A 20,132-nucleotide genomic window follows, 5' to 3' on the forward strand; every position below is an offset into this window, starting at 1 on the left:
TTAAAATTTTTGACCGCACTTCTCTCGTTTAAAAGGAAACTTTCATGTTAAAACTGAACAAGATCGCAATGAGCATCGTGCTTTCAACCGCATTAGCAAGTTGTGCAAATATTAGCGATAGCTATCAAGCAAGCCAAGCTGATTATAAACAATATGAAGAAATCACAAACCAATATAATGTTAAGGAAAATTGGTGGGCTTTATATAATGATGCGCAATTAAATCGTGTTGTAGAACAAGCATTGCTCAACAACAAAGATTTGGCGAAAGCCGCCATTTCGGTGAATTCCGCGCTCTATCAAGCTAATTTACTTGGTGCAGATTTAGTACCAACGTTCAGTGGCTCTACTTCATCATCAGCGAGCCGTCCAATAGATACCCACGCCAATTCGACTATCAGCCATGGCGGTTCATTAACAGTAAGCTACACCCTTGATTTATGGCGCCGTTTAGCGGATGCAGCAAATGCCGGCGAATGGAATTACAAAGCAACACAACAAGATTTAGAAGCCACTCGCCTATCATTAATCAACTCTGTTGTAGTCACTTATTATCAAATCGCCTATTTAAACGATGCGATCGCGGCAACAAACGATACCATCAGCTATTACGAGCGCATTAATGGCATTATGCGAAATCGTTTAAATGCGGGCGTTGAAGATCGTGCAAGCACAGACCAAGCCACACAGGCGGTATTAACTGCACGTAACAATTTGATTAGCTATCAAACTGCACGTAAAACTGCAGAGCAAACCTTGCGCAACTTACTAAACCTTAAACCAAGCGAACCATTAAATATCGCTTTCCCACACATTTTGAATGTGAAAACAACGGGGGTAAATCTCAATGTTCCCGTTGCAACCATTGCAAACCGTCCAGATGTGCGAGGCAATTTATTCCGTTTAAGTAGCGCGTTTAAAGATGCTAAAGCCATGCAAAAAGCCTGGTTCCCTACAATTTCTCTCGGTGGTTCATTGTCTTCAAGTGGTAACAAAGTCAGCAATGCATTTGACAACCCAATGGCAATGGGAACGCTCGGAATTAGCTTGCCATTCTTAGATTGGAACCATGTAAAATGGAATGTGAAAATTTCTGAAGCGGCTTATGAAAATGCACGCGTTAATTATGAACAAGGCATTACCACTGCATTAAATGAAGTGGATACCAATTATTTTGCCTACACTCAATCTGTGCAAAACTATGATAATTTGAAGAAAAAATACGATTACGATAAACGAATCACTCAATATTATCAAAACCGCTACGAAGCAGGCGTATCTGAATTGCGAGAATGGTTAAATGCGGCGAATACAGAAAAAAGCTCTCAGGTTTCTATTCTGAATGCGAAATATAGCGTTATTCAAAACGAAAACGCCATTTATAGCTCTATGGGTGGATATTACTCGCCTAAACGTTAATTCTCGCTCAACAGCGGTGAAATTTGCATAATTTTCACCGCACTTTAGAATATTAAAGAAAATAAAAAGGCAACCAGATGTGTTGCCTTTATTTTATTAAAATCTTATTTCATCAATTTGGAAATAATGAGTGCGCACTCTTATTCCAAAATAGGAATGATTTTAGTCGCATGCGAACCCTTATCGCCATGCACCACTTCAAAATTGACTTTTTGCCCTGCTTTTAATGAACGATAACCATCCATTTCAATCACTGAAAAATGGGCGAAAATATCTTCTTCGCTGCCTTCAGCATTAATAAACCCAAACCCTTTTGCATTATTAAACCATTTTACTACGCCTACTTCCATTCTCTTCCCCTTTCGGCTACTTAACAACACAATAAGACCGACGCCTTATTCCCTATAACGTTATAAATAATCAAGGATTTTAAGCATTTTGGCAACGAGAAAAAGCGAAAACTGTTAGCCAGATCACAAAAATTTTTTTATAAAAAAGTGAGTTTTAAAATTTCATTAAAACCCACCGCACTTTTGTGATATTAATTAAGAACTGTATTAGATTATCAGCTTTATGCAACGGTTAGATAATCCGCAAATTTCTCTAAGAAAATGAATGTTACATATAAGTTATGAATTAAGTAACGCTTTAATATGAGTCACTAGGCTTTCCATTTTGGCATAAGAATTAATACCACCTGCGCCCCCAAAGAATGGCACGACACAAATCAAAGTGTTCTTAAATTTCGAATGATAGAATTTAAATTTTTCTGTTACTTGGGTTTCATACTCTGTGTTCCCAGTGAAAAACTGCATAAAATTATTCACTTCCCCAATGCCTGTGCAAACAATCACTTTTGGTTGAAATTTTTGTACTGCATTTCTAAAAAATTCGCCCCGATGCGTTACGCACCATTGTCTGTATTCATTGAAAGAATTTAAGCCTGTTAATGTTTGTAAGGTTTCATTCCAATCAACGTTATTCCGATTAGGAAATCCGATTGGAAACATATTCATTTTAAAACCAATTCCATTTTCTAACTGACTATGTAAGATATTATAACGTTTAACAAAAACACCGCCATTTTCACCGTTATTCCATTCTAAGTTGTGAAAATACCATAAGAACCAGCAAATTTTTCGGTTATATTGTGCTAGCCAAGCGCCGTCAAAATCTTCGTGTGACCAAGAATAAATTTCGTTCTCTTGGATGGGCTTGTCCAGTTCATTTCTCTGTTCTCCGCCCCACTCTAAACCACAAAACCAAACATCAGATTTAGGATTTCCACCATCACAGCCTGCAAAAGATAGTGCTGAGTTTTTAAATTGTTCTGTTACCATTTCATTTTTCCTTTTTAGAATTAGAGCAAGTAGAATCGCATATATTAGAAATTCACATAACAAAAATTCTTATGATTTTGGCTTGGAATTTAGGGCTAATCTAATTCAGCCCTTTAATTAATTCGCCACCCAAGCGCCATCAATATAATGCATAATCCATTTGGTTTGTTTGCCATTTTTCTCGGATGTCACATATTGACGTTTTTCTTTACGGCTGAAACGTATAATAGCGTCATTTCCTTCAGGATCATGAGTTGGCGCATCGGCTAAATACTGGAATTTCTCTGGTAAACGATCTCGATATTTCGCCAATTCCGCCACTTTCGCCGCACGGCTTTCTCTCACTTTCGGGAAGTTATGGGCAGACATAAATACTCCCACGGCACTATCGCGTAACACAAAATACGCATCCGCTTTTTCGCATTTTAATTCTGGGAAAGCAATAGGATCTTCTTTTGGCGGCGCCACTTCTCCATTTTTGAGAATTTTACGCGTGTTATCGCACTGAGTGCAGGCCATGTATTTACCAAAACGCCCTAATTTTAAATGCATATCCGCGCCGCATTTATCGCACTCGACCACTGGGCCATCGTAACCTTTAATTTTGAACGAACCTTCTTCCACGATATAACCATTACAATTTGGGTTATTCCCACAAATATGTAATTTACGATGGGCATCGATGACATAGCTGTCCATTGCAGATTCACAAATTGGGCAGCGTTTGCGCGCCATAAGTGCTTTGGTTTCTGTTTCGCTGTCTAATACATTGAGTAATTCTGCTTCAGGAATTAAATTCATCGTTGTTTTGCAACGTTCTTTAGGTGGCAATGCATAGCCTGTGCAACCTAAAAATACCCCTGTACTCGCCGTGCGAATTGCCATTTTACGCGCACAAGTTGGGCAAGTAATATCGGTTGGTACAAGGCTATTTGGCTTCATTCCCCCTTCGATTTCATCAAGCTCCGCTTTGCTTAATTGGCTAGAGAAATCTTTGAAGAACTGGTTTAATTCCATTTTCCAGTTTTTTGAACCATTGGCGATTTTATCCAACGTATCTTCCATATTGGCAGTAAAATCATAGCTCATTAAAGCGCCAAAGGATTGAGCGAGACGATCGGTAACAATTTCTCCCATTTTTTCGGCATAAAAACGGCGATTTTCTGTGCGTACATAACCGCGTTCCTGAATGGTCGAAATGATCGCCGCATAAGTAGAAGGGCGACCAATACCACGTTTTTCTAGCTCTTTCACCAACGCTGCTTCCGTATAGCGCGCAGGTGGCTTAGTAAAATGCTGACTTGGCAACACTTCTTTTAAGGCTAAAGTATGATTTAACGCAACCGATGGTAACTCTTGATCTTCCGTCGATTTACTACTTTGTGGCAAAACTTTTGTCCAACCATCAAAACGTAAAATGCGCCCTTTGGCTTTTAATTCATAATCGCCCGCAGTCACCGTTAATGTTGTGCTGTCATACTGTGCAGCAGGCATTTGGCAAGCAACAAACTGACGCCAAATAAGATCGTATAAACGCACCGCATCTTTTTCCATACCTGCTAAATCATCCATTGATACATTGACATCAGATGGACGAATCGCTTCGTGGGCTTCTTGCGCATTTTCTTTACTGGAATAAAAATTAGGTTTGGCTGGCAAATAATTCTCACCAAAATGGTTATCAATATATGCGCGCGCCATCGTTAATGCGTCTTGGCTTAAATTGGTGCTATCCGTACGCATATAAGTGATATAACCCGCTTCATACAAGCGCTGCGCCAGCATCATGGTTTTCTTCACACTAAAGCCTAAACGTGTGCTCGCGGCTTGCTGTAATGTTGAGGTAATAAATGGCGGACGAGCTTTTGAACTGGTTGGCTTGGTTTCTAAATCCGACACCACATAATCAGATTTTTCAAGATATTCCACCGCACTTTTAGCTTGTTGTTCATTTTTCGGATCAAATTTTTTGCCCTTAAGTGCGGTCACATCTAAACGAATTTTTTCTTTATTAGCAGTAACGGTATCAATGGCGACTTGCCAATATTCTTCGGGTAAAAAAGCTTTGATTTCACGTTCACGCTCTACTAACAGTTTCACCGCAACAGATTGCACACGTCCTGCCGATAAACCACGCGCGACCTTTTTCCATAGCAACGGCGAAACCATAAAACCGACCACACGATCTAGAAAGCGGCGTGTTTGCTGTGCATTCACACGATCAAGGTTAAGCTGTTCTGGTTTTTCAAAGGCTTGTTTAATCGCATTTTTCGTGATCTCATTAAATACAACACGACTAAAGCGGCTATCATCGCCGCCTATCACTTCGCGCAAATGCCAAGCAATCGCTTCCCCTTCTCTATCCAAATCGGTTGCAAGATAAATATGATCCGCTTTTTTAGCCAAAGATTTCAGCTCTGAAACCACTTTTTCTTTGCCGGGCAAAATCTGATAATTGGCTTTCCAATCGTGATAAGGATCAATGCCCATGCGTTTCACGAGTGCAGCTTGTTCTTTTTCCGCTTTAATTTTTGCTTTCTCGTCAGCACTTAGCCCTTTGGTTGAAATAGGTTTAGCTTTTTCGCCTGTTGATGACCCCGCTGTAGGCAAATCGCGAATGTGCCCTACACTAGATTTCACTACATAATTGCTACCAAGATATTTATTAATGGTTTTCGCTTTTGCTGGCGACTCCACAATAACCAAGGATTTGCTCATAAAATTTCCTAAAATTGTCTTAAATTCTGAATGTCTTTTTTATATTGCCGAATAAGTCTTTGTTCAGCAAGTCTTTTTTCTTTATCTATTATTAACTGGATAATAACCACGCTATTTTAAGCGTTATTCGATTGTTAAAGTGCGGTCAGATTTCTGTGAGTTTTTTAGCTGCTCAAGTAAATTTTCTTCTTGTTTTGGCATTTGTAGATAAAAACCTTGCGCTTTAATTTTATCCATTACATCTTGATTATTGGCTTGAATCAACGGTTTGCTCCCCGCTAAATTAAACAACATCACAAAAATTGGTTTCCCGAAAAGAGAACGCAAAGCATCTGGTAACGAATCAAACTGATCTCGCTTTTCCACATATAAATACATTCCTTCTTTTTTCGCACTTTTATAAATGGCACACAGCATATTTTTCTCTTTATCATCAGCCTAAACAAAAATCCCAAGGGATTTTAGTCACCCTTGGGATTTTGTCAATTGAGATTTATCAATCAAAGATATGATTTTATCATTTAGTTACAGCTTCTTTTACTGCATCAACTTTTTCTGAAACTGCATCTGCTGCTTGACCCGCTTTTTCTTTCGCTGCGTCTTTTGCTTCAGCTGCGGCTTCTTTCGCTGCGTCTTTTGCTTCAGCTGCGGCTTCTTTCGCTTCATCTGCTTTTTGTGCTGCTGCATCTTTTACTTCTGCTGCTTTATCTGATACAGCATCTTTTGCTTCAGTTGCTTTATCTGATACTGCGTCTTTTATTTCAGTCGCTTTATCAGCTACTGCATCTTTCACTTCAGCGGCTTTGTTAGCTGCTGCATCTTTTAATTCTGTTGCTTTTTCTACAGTGGCGTCTTTCACTTCAACAGCTTTGTCCACTACTGCATCTTTTGCATCTTTCGCTGCTTCAACAGCTTGATCTGCTTTTTCAGAAACGGCTGCTTTTGCTTCATCTGCTTTTTGTGCAGCAACTTCTTTCACTTCAGCGGCTTTTTCTTTTGCTTGATCGCAAGCTGCTAATGTGAATGCTGAACCTAGAACTAATGCTGCTAATAATGATTTTTTCATTTTGTCACCTAAATAAATGTTAATAAAAATATTCATCGAATTTCTCGACGAGCGCTATTCTGAACTGGTTATTATCGGAATGCAAAAATATTTGCATAACTTTACAAAACAAGTGCAGTTTGCGGTGCTTTAGACAAACAAATCCCTCGATAGTTTCGAGGGATTTTTAAAATATCAATCAATTGCTTAATTATTCATCGATTGTGCGCAGTAGTTCATTGATGCCTACTTTACCTAAAGTTTTAGCATCTACTTTTTTCACAATCACTGCACAATATAAGCTATATTTACCGTCTTTTGATGGCAAGCTGCCTGAAACAACCACAGAACCAGCAGGCACACGACCATAATGGATTTCGCCAGTTTCACGGTCATAAATTTTTGTTGATTGACCAATGAATACGCCCATTGAAATAACACAACCGTCTTCGACAATCACGCCTTCAACCACTTCTGAACGCGCGCCGATAAAGCAGTTATCGCCGATGATAGTTGGGTTTGCTTGTAATGGTTCTAGCACGCCGCCGATGCCTACACCACCAGATAAATGCACGTTTTTACCGATTTGTGCACATGAACCCACCGTCGCCCAAGTGTCCACCATCGTCCCTTCGCCCACATACGCACCAATGTTTACATAAGATGGCATTAATACGGTATTTTTAGAAATGTATGCGCCTTTACGCACAGTGGCTGAAGGCACTACACGAAAGCCTTCTTGTTGAAAACGCTCTGCAGTATAGTCTGCAAATTTTAATGGCACTTTGTCGTAATATTTTGTTTCTGCACCGTCAATAATATCGTTGTCATTAATACGGAAAGATAACAAAACTGCTTTTTTCAACCATTGATGTGTTACCCACTCGCCATCAATTTTTTCAGCGACACGATATTTACCGTTATCTAAACCCTCGATAACTTCTTCAATTGCAGTGCGTGTTGCGGCGTCAACGGTTTTTGGCGTGATATCTGCACGGCGTTCAAAAGCTTCTTCAATGATTGCTTGTAAGTTTGACATATGTTTTCCTATATTAAAGTGAAATAAAAATTCGCCCTAGTTTTATCATATTTGCAAAATAAATTCACGGTTTTTATGAAAAACTGTGCGCAGAAAAACAGGTTTTGGGCTATTTTTAATACAAATTTGTTATACTGTACGCATTAATTATCACTAGATTATACTTATGCTAAGCCCTACCCATTCAGAACAAAAAGCTAATGTCGTTGCCTTTGCCTTTCTGTTAATTGCATTTTTAACAGGTATCGCATCCTCTTTTCAGCTGCCAACCTTAAGTTTATTTCTTTCTCGAGAAATTCATGTTTCTCCTTTTCTGATTGGTCTTTTTTATTCCATTAATGCCGTTATGGGCATTGCGCTTAGCCAAATTCTCGCTCGCTATTCAGATAAATTAGACGATCGGCGTAAAATCATGATGATCTGTTGTTTAGTGGTGGTATGCGGTTGCTTAATTTTTGCTTATAGCCGAAATTATTATGTGCTTGCTTTTTTAGGTACATTTTTATTAGGCTTAGGCGCATCTTCCAACCCGCAATCCTTTGCGTTAGCCAGAGAATACGCAGAATCATCAGGGCGTGAAGCAGTAATGTTTACCACAATTATGCGAACACAAATTTCGCTAGCTTGGATTGTTGGCCCGCCCCTATCTTTCAGCATTGCTCTTGGCTGGGGCTTTGATTATATGTATTTAGTCGCCGCGTCTGCGTTTTTGTTATGTGCGCTAATTTCTGTTTTATTATTGCCTAAAATTCAACGTAGTTCTCAACAAAAATCCGTCGCCACAAATATCAGCACTAAAAGCGACAAAAAGAGTATTTTTTATCTATTCATTACTTGTTTTTTGGTGATGGGCTGCAATGGTATGTATTTGATTAATATGCCATTATATGTAATTCACGAATTGCACTTACCCGAACGCTTAGCGGGCATTTTAATGGGTACAGCAGCAGGCTTGGAAATTCCCATTATGCTACTTGCGGGTTATCTCACGAAATTCTTAAGCAAAAAAACGCTAATTTTGACCGCACTTTGCGCGGGTTTGCTGTTTTATCTCGGCTTATTTATAGCGGAGAAAACTTGGGAATTAATTGCATTACAATTATTTAACGCGATAATTATCGGCATTGTCGCCACGATTGGCATGGTCTATTTTCAAGATCTTATGCCAACGCAAATGGGATCTGCCACCACGCTATTTTCTAATGCGGCGAAAAGCAGCTGGATCGTCAGTGGACCATTAGCAGGCATCATTGCTGAACACTGGCATTATAGCTCGGTGTTTTATCTTGCTTTTGGCATATTAATCATCGCCACATTGTGCTTTGCACAAGTAAAATCCGCATAAGTGCGGTCAAAAATGAATGTATTTTTCTACTTTTTTAACATTTAACGGAGTCTGTCATGAACTGGGTAATCTTTGCGGTTGGTTCGGCATTTTTTGCAGGATTAACGGCTATTTTAGGCAAATTAGGGGTGGAAGGCATGAACAGCAACCTCGCCACCTTTATTCGCACTATCGTGATCTTTTTTGTCATTGGCGGCATCATCACCGCGCGTAATGAATGGGAATTGCCACAACATATTGCCGCCAAACCACTCACATTTCTGATTTTATCTGGAGTTGCAACAGGGCTATCATGGCTTTGTTATTATCGCGCATTACAACTTGCCCCCGCCTCTTGGGTTGCGCCTATTGACAAATTAAGCGTGGTGATTGCTATTGTTCTCGGTGTGTTGCTGTTGGGCGAGCCAATCAGTATGAAATTGGTACTCGGCGCCAGCTTAATTTTAGCGGGTGTTTTAGTGCTAGCATTTTAATCAACATTATTCTCGTTAAAATCTGAGTTTTGTTGTTAATTATTCGCATCTCAGTTAATGAAACAAGAATAGTTAGCATTAAAATTTACAATGAAATTAATAACTTACGAATTTTCATTGCTTGACGATTGTTAAATTTAGGTTAAAATAGCGTCCGTAAATTCATTATCTTTAAAACGGAAAGGAAACATTTATGCTAAACCAAGCCATTACCCAGAAATTGAACGAACAGATCAATTTAGAATTCTATTCATCAAATATTTATTTGCAAATGAGCGCATGGTGCGAAAAACACGGCTACACAGGTGCGGCAGCATTTTTGCTTCGTCATGCTGATGAAGAAATGCAACATATGCAAAAATTATTCACCTATGTGAGCGAAACAGGTGGTTTGCCAATATTAGGCAAAATTGAAGCCCCGCGTTCAGAATATAATTCATTAAAAGAAGTCTTTGAAACTACATTAACGCATGAAAAATTAGTCACGTCAAAAATCAACGAATTAGTTGCCGTTACTTACCAAAGCAACGACTATTCAACCTTCAACTTCTTGCAATGGTATGTGGCTGAACAGCACGAGGAAGAAACCTTATTCTCTGGCATTATTGATAAATTTAATATTCTTGGCGAAGACGGACGTTCTTTATATTTTATCGACAAAGATTTAGCGACTTTATAATTTAGGAGAGTAAATATGTTATCAGCAAATGTCATCAAATTATTAAATGCACAAATGAACCTTGAGTTCTACTCTTCTAACTTATATTTACAAATGAGCGCATGGTGCGAACAAAAAGGCTATCTAGGCACAGCTCGTTTCTTAAGCGCACATGCGGCAGAAGAAATGCAACATATGCGTAAATTATTCACTTATTTAAATGAAACTGGCGCAGAAGCCAAAATTGAAGCGATTGAAGCACCAGCGCATCAATATCAGTCTTTGCGTCAAGTGCTTGAATTAACCTTTGAACATGAAAAGTTAATCACCAGCAAAATCAATGAATTAGTTTCTGCGACTTTAGCTGAAAAAGATTGGTCAGCATTTAACCATTTACAATGGTTTGTGGTCGAACAACACGAAGAAGAAAAATTATTTGGCAATATCCTAGATAAATTCAAAATTCTCGGTGAAGAAGGCAAATCTTTATTCTTAATCGACAAAGATTTAGCCGCGCTAGCCACCGCCAATTAATTAAAATAAAAGAAAAAACTGACTTAGCCCTTAAAAGTGCGGTCAGTTTTTTTATTATTTTATACAGCTACAATTCCGTCTAAACCTTAACGTCTAGCGGCTATTGATAAGTCCGATATACAAAGGCGGCGATCAAAATTAACAGCATAATAATAATTTGGATAAGGCGTTTTGGGGTTAATTTTTCAGCGGGCATAATTTTCTCACTTTCTTGATTTATTACTTCTTAATTGACTCATTTAATGATAAAATTTCTTGAGTTAGATCAATTTTACCTAAATTTTTTGTAATTTATCCACTTTTTTTAAAGGGATTAGGGAATTCATGACAAAGACAGCCGCCACAACTAACGAATCAAAATCTGGTCGCCGTATCCAATCGGGTGGTTGCGCTATTCACTGTCAAGATTGCAGTATTAGCCAACTTTGCATCCCCTTCACACTCAATGAACATGAACTAGATCAATTAGATAATATCATTGAACGTAAAAAACCGATTCATAAATCTCAAGTGCTTTTCAAAGCTGGTGATACGTTAAACTCACTTTATGCAATCCGTTCTGGCACCATAAAATCTTATACCATTAGCGAAACAGGTGAAGAACAAATTACCGCCTTTCATCTACCTGGCGATCTTGTTGGTTTCGATGCAATTACCAATATGCAACACCCAAGTTTTGCTCAGGCTTTAGAAACCGCAATGGTCTGTGAAATTCCATTCGATATATTAGACGATTTAACTGGCAAAATGCCGAAATTACGCCAACAAATGATGCGTTTAATGAGCAATGAAATTCAAGTCGATCAAGAAATGATCTTATTGCTATCGAAAATGAATGCGGAAGAACGTTTAGCTGCCTTTATTTATAATCTTTCTAAACGTTATGGCGCACGGGGATTCTCTGCTAAAGAATTCCGCTTAACCATGACTCGTGGCGACATTGGCAATTATCTTGGCTTAACTGTTGAAACGATTAGTCGCTTACTCGGCAGATTCCAAAAATTAGATATTTTATCTGTACAAGGCAAATACATCATCATTAATGATTTAGAACGGCTTTATGAATTATCAGGTTCACATCGCACGAAAATCCAATTTGTATAACCTAAATAAATGATAAAAATAAACCGCCATAGAATCAAAACTATGGCGTTTTTCTGCTATAAACTTGTTCTATATCACATTTTTACACTCTTCTCCTTGTCATTACCTTACATCTGCACTATGCTAATCACAACACAACATACGCGGAGGTCATTATGAAGTTTAATAATATTCTCGTCGTTCTTAATCCTGAAAACGAAAAACAATACGCATTGGCTCGTGCAGTGCGCCTAGCAAACGAACAAAAAAGTGATAAACCAGTTAAAATCACGCTTTTCTTGGCGACTTACGATTTATCCTATGAAATGTCAGCCTTGCTTTCTTCTGAAGAACGCGAAGAAATGCACAAGGGTGTCGTGGCGCAACGCCGCCAAGAAATTCAACCGTATTTAGAAAAATATGCGGATCCTAACATTGAATTCCATTCCGTTGTTGTGTGGAATAGCAATGAGGCTGAGGCTATTGTAGAAGAATTTGTTCAGCACGATTATGATTTAGTCGTGAAATACACGAAGGAAGAAGAAACCTTAAGTTCACTACTGTTCACCCCAATGGATTGGCAATTGCTTCGCAAATGCCCAGTACCAATGTTAATGGTGCGCGATGGTGACTGGAAACATCAACGCCGTATTCTTGTTGCCGTGAATGTTTCGGGGGATGAAGAATACCACGAAGAATTTAACCAATATTTAGTTGAGTTAAGTACCGATCTCGCAGATACCCTTGATCGCGGCAATATTCATCTGGTCAGCGCTTATCCGCCGACCCCAATCAATATGGCGATTGATCTCCCTGAATTCCATACCAAAGAATACGTCAATGGCATTCGTGGGCAGCATTTGCTTAATATGAAAGCATTACGCCAAAAATTTGGTATTGATGAAGATCATACCCATGTTCGCGAAGGTTTCCCTGAAGATGTCATTCCTGATGTTGCTGAAGAATTAGGCGCAGAACTCGTTGTTCTCGGCACAGTAGGGCGTACAGGTTTGTCCGCCGCACTATTAGGCAACACCGCAGAGCATGTGATCAGTCGATTAAAATGCAATTTACTGCCGATCAAACCACCGAAAACTGAGTAATCATAGCCAGAATAATCGCAGTAAAAATACTTATAGTAAAAGTGCGGTCAAAATTTTTAAAATTTTTGACCGCACTTTTTGTTAATTATTATTGCAAAGCTGGATCTGAAGCTAATGGCTCAAAATCTATATCATTATGCCAATTAAACACTTTGATTTTATCATTGTTCTCAGAAAAGAATTGGTAGCCGTTATCAAGCGATTTTTCCTTAACATTCAACCACTGCGCAAATCCATAAATAAAATTAAAGGCAGAACGGGAAGCATTTAATGTAATGCGTTCCTTGTCATCACTCGAAATCTTAATAAACGGAACTTGATAATTTTCTTTATGTTCTGAACCAACTCGTAAATTCACACTTGAGCTATCTTTATCCGTATGTGATAAGCCGTGATCAGAAAAATAAATTAAGCTATAACTTTCTCCGCGTAATTGAAGTTGATGAACTATCTGTTTCAATAATGAGTCTGTTTGTTTTAGGCTTTCTAAGTAACAAGAGAGATTTTTATTGATAAAATCAAAGCTCGGTTTTTCAGTCAGACGCTGACAGAATTCAGGATGTGACCCCATCAAATATAATACGAACAAACGTGGTTTATCGCTCGGTTGTTGCAGTTTTTCAGCAAAAATCGGCAATAATTTTCGATCGTTGATGTTAATTGAGCTATCTGAGAAATGTTTAGTAAAATAAACTTCATCTGCCGTGGCGCCTACTCGCGCAGCCACGGTATCAAAACCGCCTGTCATCCCTTGATTAGAAAACCAATAGGTTTTAAACCCTGCTGATTTTGCCAATGTAATAATATTGTTTTGATATTGCGTCTGTTCGCCTTGGTAGTGATAGAGCGTGCGGAGTAGCGATGTCTGTGTATTTGGCGCGGCAGATATGTAATGATTGAGCACCACCCCATTCGTACTCGCTAAAAATGGCGTTGTATTATGCGGATAACCATACATTGATAAATAATCTTGGCGCATACTTTCACCAATCACCAAAACATAATTTTGATAGCTTGGCTGCGCTGATTCAATTTGCCATGTGGCAGGAATATTTTTCATTAAATTGATTTTATCTTTTTCTGCATGGTAGCCTTTTATAAGCTGATAATTGATGAGATAGAAACCAACTAAGGATACACGCGTATCTGGCAAATAAAAGCCTTTACCTTTTCTCTCGTTACTCCACGGCTTGTAAACTGTTGCTATAACAGTTAATAATAAAAAAACGATAAGGTACTTTTTCTGAAATAAAGTGCGGTTAATTTTCATCGAGAAAATCATCACACCCAATGAGAAAAGTAAAAATATAATGCAGATTGCATAGCTATAAAGCGGCAAAGACTGCAAATATTCCCAACTTTCTTGGCTATTCGTTTCCAATAATGAAGCTATGATGCCAATAGATGGCGAACCGTAAAAAATAGCTTCGGGAATATAGGCTGTACAAATCAAACTGTGGATCAGCAAAATTGCACAAAACAAAAATTTTGATAAGCGATATGCCATTAATAAGATAAGAAAATTGCCTAGAATGGCATAAATATTAGGTGGGTAGCCTAGTGCTAAATGCGAGATGACTGAATATATTAGTAAGAGTAAATAGAATACGATTGAGAATTTTTTGGTTCCTAGCTCTCGCTTCATAAAATAGTCCTAATCAAAGGGGATAACAATCCCCTTTATGCGTTTATTACAAAATATTTTTCTCTCCACGAGATAAACTGATTAAGCCGGAACGCACAATTTCAAGAATGTTCGTTTCTTCTTTTACGGCGTTAACAAAGGCGTCTAATTTATCCGTAGATCCTGTCAGCTGGATTGTATAGGATTTTGGAGTAACGTCAACAATTTGCCCGCGGTAAATATCTGTAAGGCGTTTAATTTCATCACGCCCCGCTCCTGTTGCACGCACTTTTAAGAGCATCACTTCACGTTCAACGTGCTCGCAATCGCTTAAGCTCATTACTTTAAATACATCCACTAATTTGTGTAACTGCTTTTCAATTTGTTCTAGCACTTGCTCATCGCCCGATGCTTCGATGGTCATACGTGATAATGTGGGATCGTCAGTCGGTGCTACCGTTAAACTTTCGATGTTAAACGCTCGTTGAGAGAATAAGGCAACCACACGAGATAATGCACCTGATTCGTTCTCTAATAATACAGATAAAATTCTACGCATTTTATAGTTCTCCTTATGCTTCTGGTTTGCCTAACAACATTTCATTCATTGCGCCGCCACGAATTTGCATTGGGTATACATTTTCAGTGGCATCAACACGCACATCAACAAACACTAATTTATTTTTTATGGCAAAGGCCTGAGCGAGTTTTTCTTCTAGTTCATCAGCGGTATCAATTTGAATTCCCACATGCCCATAGGCTTCCGCCAATTTGGCAAAATTCGGTAACGAATTCATATACACCTGTGAATGGCGTCCTGAATAGATCAAATCTTGCCACTGTTTTACCATGCCTAAGAAACGATTATTGAGGCTCACAATCACGATTGGCGTATTATATTGTGTGGCTGTGGAAAGCTCTTGAATGTTCATTTGAATCGAACCGTCTCCCGTAACACAAACCACTGTGCTTTCTGGATGGGCAAATTTCGCGCCTATCGCAGCAGGAAAGCCAAACCCCATCGTGCCTGCGCCACCAGAGCTGATCCAACGACGTGGTTTGTCAAATGGATGATGCAATGCGGCAAACATTTGATGTTGCCCGACATCTGACGCTACATAAGCATCGCCGTTGGTCAAACGATAAATCGCTTCAATCACCGCTTGTGGTTTGATCTCTTTTGAAGTGCGGTCAAATTCCAAACAATTTTTTGCTTTCCATTGTTCAATTTGTTTCCACCACTCTGTTAAATCAGATTGCGATTTCACCAAGTTGTCATCTTCTAATAGCGATAAAAATTCTGTTAAAACATTATCAACGCTACCAACAATAGGAATATCCGCTTTCACATTTTTGGAAATGGATGTTGGATCAATATCGATATGAATCACTTTGGCATTCGGGCAATATTTTGCCAAATTATTTGTTGTGCGATCATCAAAACGCACGCCGATGCCTAAAATCAGATCCGCATTATGCATTGCTGTATTGGCTTCAAAGGTGCCATGCATACCAAGCATCCCTAAAAATTGCTTATCTGTGCCTGGGAAAGCACCCAACCCCATTAGTGACGATGTCACAGGAAGATTAAGTTGCTTCGCCAACTGCGTTACTTTTTCACTACTATTACCAATAATCACCCCGCCGCCAACAAAAAGAACGGGCTTTTTCGCCACTAATAATGCTTTTAGTGCTTTTTTAATTTGCCCTTTATGCCCTTGTACATTTGGGTTATAAGAACGCATTGACACTTCTGTTGGATATTCATAAGGATATTTATTAGCTGGATTTACCATATCTTTTGGAATATCAATCACCACAGGGCCTGGGCGACCTGTTGAAGCAATATAAAAGGCTTTTTTGATAATTGACGGAATATCTTCAGGACGCTGAACAATAAAGCTATGTTTTACGATTGGACGTGTTAAGCCAATGGTGTCACATTCTTGGAAAGCATCCGTACCAATTAAATGAGACATCACCTGACCTGTTAACACAACCAAAGGAACTGAATCCGTATAAGCTGTTAAAATCCCTGTTAATGCATTGGTTGCCCCTGGGCCTGATGTAACCAAAGCACAGCCAACTTGACCTGTTGAACGTGCATAGCCATCTGCCATATGAATTGCAGCTTGTTCATGGCGAACCAGCACGTGTTCGATACCGCCAAGGGTGTGAATCGCATCATAGATATCTAACACTGAACCACCTGGATAACCAAATACATATTTAACGCCTTGATCACTCAAGGATTGCACCACCATTTCTGCACCAGATAGTTTTTTCATATTGCTCTCCATTTACTTATAAAAAATGATTGATGCCGCTAGTTTACCGATTCAAGATAGATTGTCTATGGCTTTCTTCATTCATTAACACCAATAAATAAAGAATATAAAACTGAAAAATACTTAATTTCTAGTTTTAAATAAAAATAATCTTGCAAAAAACAAAAAAAATGCGACTTTATGCCGCATTTTATAAAATATACAAAATTTTATTTTTATGTATTTTTGTGATCTAGATCACGCCACTACCTATTTTTAGTCGCTAAGATTGCCCCTAAAATGACAATACCTGTGGTAACAAATCCTAAAATTCCCGATTTTGTGAAACCTAACACTAAATAGCCCAATGTTGTCGCCAACGCAACAATAAGCGCATAAGGTAATTGCGTGGTAACGTGATCCATATGATTACATTTCGCCCCCGTAGAAGACAAAATCGTGGTATCAGACACCGGCGAACAGTGGTCCCCGCACACCGCCCCTGCCATTACAGCAGATAAGCATGGAAGCAGTAAATCAGGTGCTGCATTCACGGCAATCGCTGCGGCGATTGGCAGCATAATGCCGAAAGTCCCCCAACTTGTTCCCGTTGAAAATGCCATCACCGCACCAAGCAAGAACAATAATGCAGGCAAGAACGCGGCATTCAAATTGCCAGAGATCAAGGTTGAAAGATATTTACCTGTTTGCATATCGCCCACGACTTTATTAATCGTCCAAGCAAAGAATAAAATAGCAATCGCGCCTAGCATTGATTTCATACCAACGGCATAAGATTTCATATAATCTGCCATAGAAACATTGCGAGCTAGCACAATTAAAATTGTTGAAACAATGACCGCACTTATGCCACCAACGACTAAAGAAATCCCTACTGTTGTATTTTCAAACGCTCCTAATACGCTAAATGCTTTGCCGTCCGCTGCGAGCGCTTGATTCCCTGTGTACATCATCATCACTACCGTGCCAATAATTAAGGCAACAATTGGGAAGATAAGATTGCGAACATGACCTTGGCTAACTTCAAGGTTTTCTGTGCTATCAGCCTGTTCTAGGGCTAATTTCTCATGGCGAGCCATCGGTCCAATATCAATGGTGAAATAAGCGACGGCAAACACCATAATCATAGAGAAAATCGCATAAAAGTTCATCGCACTCATGGTCATAAATGCGCTGAATGGAGAATAACCCGAAATGGCATGTTCTGCTAAAAGCCCTGCTATGAGCGTCATAATATAAGCACCCCAGCTAGAAACTGGCATCATCACACACATAGGCGCGGCTGTTGAGTCTAAAATATAAGCTAATTTTGCGCGTGAAACATGAAATTTATCGGTGACAGGGCGTGCAATAGCGCCCACCGCAAGGCTATGAAAATAATCATCGATAAAGGTAACGAACACTAAGCACGCCGCCATTAATTTAGCGCCGCGGCGCTCTTTAATACGTTTTTGCGCCCATTCTGCAAAAGCCTGATTGCTGCCTGAAACGCTTAAAAGTGCGGTCAAAATACCGAGCAATAATAAGAAGATAATAATATTTACATTGCTATCGTTTAGTGCGCCGTCTTCCACGCTATACACGAGAGACACCACACGATCTAATAAATAATTTACCGCCGTAACAACACTACCGTCACTTAACATTAATGTACCAACAATGATACCCACGCTCAGAGAAAGTAATACTTTACGCGTTAAAATTGCCAAACCGAGGGCAAGTAAAGGTGGCAAAATCGACCACACAGATGAAGAAAAATCAACTAATTCCATAGGTTTACCTGTTAAAAATAAATAGGATGAGAAGATTACAATAATATTGCTATTTTTCCAATCAAAAATTGCATGACTAATTCCAAAATTAGTAAAAAATTAACCGCACTTACGATAAGTTTTAAAGAAAAATGAGAAATTTTAAATAAATAATTTACATTAAATATTATTTCTTCTATTATTAATCCCGATTTATTTTATATTAAAAACAGGAGATGAAAATGTCTTTAGCTAAAAATTTAAATAACCTTCGCAGCCTTCGTGCCGCAGTAAACGAATTAGGATTAGAGCAAGCGGAACAAGCGCTTGAGAAATTACAGCAAGTGATCACAGAAAAACGTGAAGCAGAAGCAGAAATGATTGCGCAAGAAAAAGCGCGCCAAGAATTAATTGCAAAATATAAAGAAGAATTAAAAGCGCAAGGTATTTCATTAAATGAATTAGTCTTAGACGCTGAACCTAAAAAAGAACGCAAACCTCGTCAGCCATTGCCACCTAAATATAAATATGTTGATGAAAATGGCGAAACCAAAACTTGGACAGGACAAGGCCGCACACCACGCGCTATTCAAAACGCATTAAATGCGGGCAAAACCTTAGCGTCATTTGCTATTTAATCCCTATCTATTTAAAACCCATAATCTGATTATGGGTTTTATTTTTATTCACTCAAATACTTTACGCCTATGTTCCAGAATAAAATTTTACTCACCGATTGCCCTGATGATAAAGGTTTAATCGCGAAAATTACCAATATCTGTTATAAGCACCAATTAAATATTCTTCATAATAATGAGTTTGTTGATTTTGAAACGAAACATTTCTTTATGCGCACTGAATTACAAGGCATTTTTAATGAAGAAACCCTGCTCGCTGATTTAAAATTCAGTCTGCCAGAAGGCGCGAATTATCATTTAATTAATGCGGATCGTAAAAAAAGAATTGTTATTTTAGTCACCAAAGAAGCCCATTGCCTTGGCGATATTTTAATGAAAACCTATTATGGCGGGTTAGATGTTGAAATTGCTGCTGTGATTGGCAATCATGATAATTTGCGCTCTTTAGTTGAACGTTTTGATTTGCCATTTCATCACGTTAGCCACGAAGGATTAAGCCGTGTAGAACACGATAAATTATTGGCGCAAACGATTGATCAATATCATCCTGATCTCATTATATTAGCCAAATATATGCGTGTGTTGAACCCTGAATTTGTTGCGCGCTATCCGAACCGCGTGATTAATATTCATCATTCGTTCTTGCCTGCTTTTATCGGTGCTAATCCATATAAACGCGCCTATGAACGTGGGGTAAAAATTATTGGTGCCACCGCTCATTTCATTAATAATGAACTTGATGAAGGCCCAATTATTATGCAAAGAGTCATTGATGTGGATCATACTTACTCTGCCGAAGCCATGATGAAAGCGGGGCGAGATGTTGAAAAAACCGTTCTCAGCCGTGCTTTAGATCTGGCATTACACGATCGCATCTTTGTGTATCAAAATAAAACCATTGTTTTTTAACAATCAAAAGAAAGGAGAGCGTCTGCTCTCCTATTTTGGGGCTTTTTATCGAAATTTTTATTAAAACTTTGGGGCTGACGTAGATTAGCCCTAAATTTCACACCATTTTCGCAATGTTTTTAGCTGCATTTTGGGTGTTCCAAAGTTAAACCGAAATTCACATTCC

Annotated in this window: 19 protein-coding genes and 1 pseudogene; 9 read left to right on the forward strand and 11 right to left on the reverse strand. The window is 38.7% G+C overall.

Annotated features, from left to right (window positions below; all coding sequences use genetic code 11):
- Positions 1–44: 44 nt before the first annotated feature.
- A complete protein-coding gene (gene tdeA / locus C8D76_RS06960; protein WP_116632070.1) occupies positions 45–1,418 on the forward strand; it encodes a toxin/drug exporter TdeA in 1,374 nt (457 codons plus the stop codon).
- Between the two features lie 140 nt (positions 1,419–1,558).
- Here tdeA and cspD read toward each other — a convergent pair whose 3' ends face one another.
- The 6 genes from cspD to dapD all read right to left on the reverse strand — a co-directional run bounded on the left by cspD (position 1,559) and on the right by dapD (position 7,560).
- Positions 1,559–1,768, reverse strand: coding sequence for a cold shock domain-containing protein CspD (gene cspD, locus C8D76_RS06965; RefSeq protein ID WP_116632071.1), 210 nt, complete (start codon positions 1,766–1,768; stop codon positions 1,559–1,561).
- Positions 1,769–2,047: 279 nt separating this feature from the next.
- The gene (locus C8D76_RS06970; protein ID WP_165814353.1) at positions 2,048–2,758 is read right to left on the reverse strand and encodes a hypothetical protein; all 711 of its coding nucleotides are present in this window, start codon (positions 2,756–2,758) and stop codon (positions 2,048–2,050) included.
- A 117-nt stretch (positions 2,759–2,875) separates the two neighbouring features.
- Entirely contained in the window at positions 2,876–5,476 is a 2,601-nt protein-coding gene (gene topA, locus C8D76_RS06975) for a type I DNA topoisomerase (RefSeq protein WP_116632072.1), read from the reverse strand.
- 123 nt (positions 5,477–5,599) lie between these two features.
- Entirely contained in the window at positions 5,600–5,893 is a 294-nt protein-coding gene (locus tag C8D76_RS06980; protein WP_116632073.1) for a YcgL domain-containing protein, read from the reverse strand.
- 100 nt (positions 5,894–5,993) lie between these two features.
- Positions 5,994–6,542 carry a histone H1 family protein gene (locus C8D76_RS06985; protein WP_116632090.1) on the reverse strand — a complete coding sequence of 183 codons (549 nt, stop codon included), beginning with the start codon at positions 6,540–6,542 and terminating at the stop codon, positions 5,994–5,996.
- 190 nt (positions 6,543–6,732) lie between these two features.
- Positions 6,733–7,560: a 2,3,4,5-tetrahydropyridine-2,6-dicarboxylate N-succinyltransferase gene (dapD, locus tag C8D76_RS06990; protein ID WP_116632074.1), complete on the reverse strand. Its 828-nt coding sequence runs from the start codon at positions 7,558–7,560 to the stop codon at positions 6,733–6,735.
- A 166-nt stretch (positions 7,561–7,726) separates the two neighbouring features.
- Here dapD and C8D76_RS06995 point away from each other — a divergent pair, with 166 nt between their 5' ends.
- The 6 genes from C8D76_RS06995 (at position 7,727) to uspE (ending at position 12,756) form a co-directional block, all read left to right on the forward strand.
- On the forward strand, positions 7,727–8,905 hold the full coding sequence (locus C8D76_RS06995) for an MFS transporter (RefSeq protein ID WP_116632075.1): 1,179 nt from the start codon (positions 7,727–7,729) through the stop codon (positions 8,903–8,905).
- A gap of 56 nt (positions 8,906–8,961) precedes the next feature.
- Positions 8,962–9,378 (forward strand): EamA family transporter, encoded by a 417-nt coding sequence (locus C8D76_RS07000; RefSeq protein ID WP_116632076.1) that lies wholly within the window; start codon positions 8,962–8,964, stop codon positions 9,376–9,378.
- A gap of 193 nt (positions 9,379–9,571) precedes the next feature.
- The gene (ftnA, locus tag C8D76_RS07005; protein WP_116632077.1) at positions 9,572–10,057 is read left to right on the forward strand and encodes a non-heme ferritin; all 486 of its coding nucleotides are present in this window, start codon (positions 9,572–9,574) and stop codon (positions 10,055–10,057) included.
- 15 nt (positions 10,058–10,072) lie between these two features.
- The gene (ftnA, locus tag C8D76_RS07010) at positions 10,073–10,570 is read left to right on the forward strand and encodes a non-heme ferritin (protein ID WP_116632078.1); all 498 of its coding nucleotides are present in this window, start codon (positions 10,073–10,075) and stop codon (positions 10,568–10,570) included.
- Positions 10,571–10,894: 324 nt separating this feature from the next.
- On the forward strand, positions 10,895–11,674 hold the full coding sequence (locus C8D76_RS07015; protein ID WP_116632079.1) for an FNR family transcription factor: 780 nt from the start codon (positions 10,895–10,897) through the stop codon (positions 11,672–11,674).
- Between the two features lie 155 nt (positions 11,675–11,829).
- Positions 11,830–12,756, forward strand: a complete 927-nt coding sequence (gene uspE, locus C8D76_RS07020) for a universal stress protein UspE (RefSeq protein ID WP_116632080.1) — start codon at positions 11,830–11,832, stop codon at positions 12,754–12,756.
- A gap of 88 nt (positions 12,757–12,844) precedes the next feature.
- Here uspE and C8D76_RS07025 read toward each other — a convergent pair whose 3' ends face one another.
- From C8D76_RS07025 to C8D76_RS07040, 4 genes are all read right to left on the reverse strand, one after another.
- Complete coding sequence (locus tag C8D76_RS07025) at positions 12,845–14,401, reverse strand: phosphoethanolamine transferase family protein (protein WP_116632081.1); 1,557 nt, start codon at positions 14,399–14,401, stop codon at positions 12,845–12,847.
- A gap of 46 nt (positions 14,402–14,447) precedes the next feature.
- The gene (gene ilvN, locus C8D76_RS07030) at positions 14,448–14,939 is read right to left on the reverse strand and encodes an acetolactate synthase small subunit (protein ID WP_116632082.1); all 492 of its coding nucleotides are present in this window, start codon (positions 14,937–14,939) and stop codon (positions 14,448–14,450) included.
- Between the two features lie 13 nt (positions 14,940–14,952).
- On the reverse strand, positions 14,953–16,668 hold the full coding sequence (locus C8D76_RS07035; protein WP_116632083.1) for an acetolactate synthase 3 large subunit: 1,716 nt from the start codon (positions 16,666–16,668) through the stop codon (positions 14,953–14,955).
- Between the two features lie 245 nt (positions 16,669–16,913).
- Positions 16,914–18,440, reverse strand: a complete 1,527-nt coding sequence (locus tag C8D76_RS07040; protein ID WP_116632084.1) for a Na+/H+ antiporter NhaC family protein — start codon at positions 18,438–18,440, stop codon at positions 16,914–16,916.
- A 221-nt stretch (positions 18,441–18,661) separates the two neighbouring features.
- Here C8D76_RS07040 and C8D76_RS07045 point away from each other — a divergent pair, with 221 nt between their 5' ends.
- Both C8D76_RS07045 and purU read left to right on the forward strand, forming a co-directional pair.
- Positions 18,662–19,057: an H-NS histone family protein gene (locus C8D76_RS07045; protein WP_116632085.1), complete on the forward strand. Its 396-nt coding sequence runs from the start codon at positions 18,662–18,664 to the stop codon at positions 19,055–19,057.
- 69 nt (positions 19,058–19,126) lie between these two features.
- On the forward strand, positions 19,127–19,966 hold the full coding sequence (gene purU / locus C8D76_RS07050) for a formyltetrahydrofolate deformylase (protein WP_116632086.1): 840 nt from the start codon (positions 19,127–19,129) through the stop codon (positions 19,964–19,966).
- Positions 19,967–20,056: 90 nt separating this feature from the next.
- Here the strand turns inward: purU and C8D76_RS07055 are convergent.
- Positions 20,057–20,132: pseudogene (locus C8D76_RS07055) on the reverse strand (IS1595 family transposase); the annotation flags it as partial.

It is taken from the genome of Alitibacter langaaensis DSM 22999 (assembly GCF_003096995.1).
In the GTDB taxonomy this organism is placed as follows: Bacteria; Pseudomonadota; Gammaproteobacteria; order Enterobacterales; family Pasteurellaceae; genus Exercitatus; species Exercitatus langaaensis.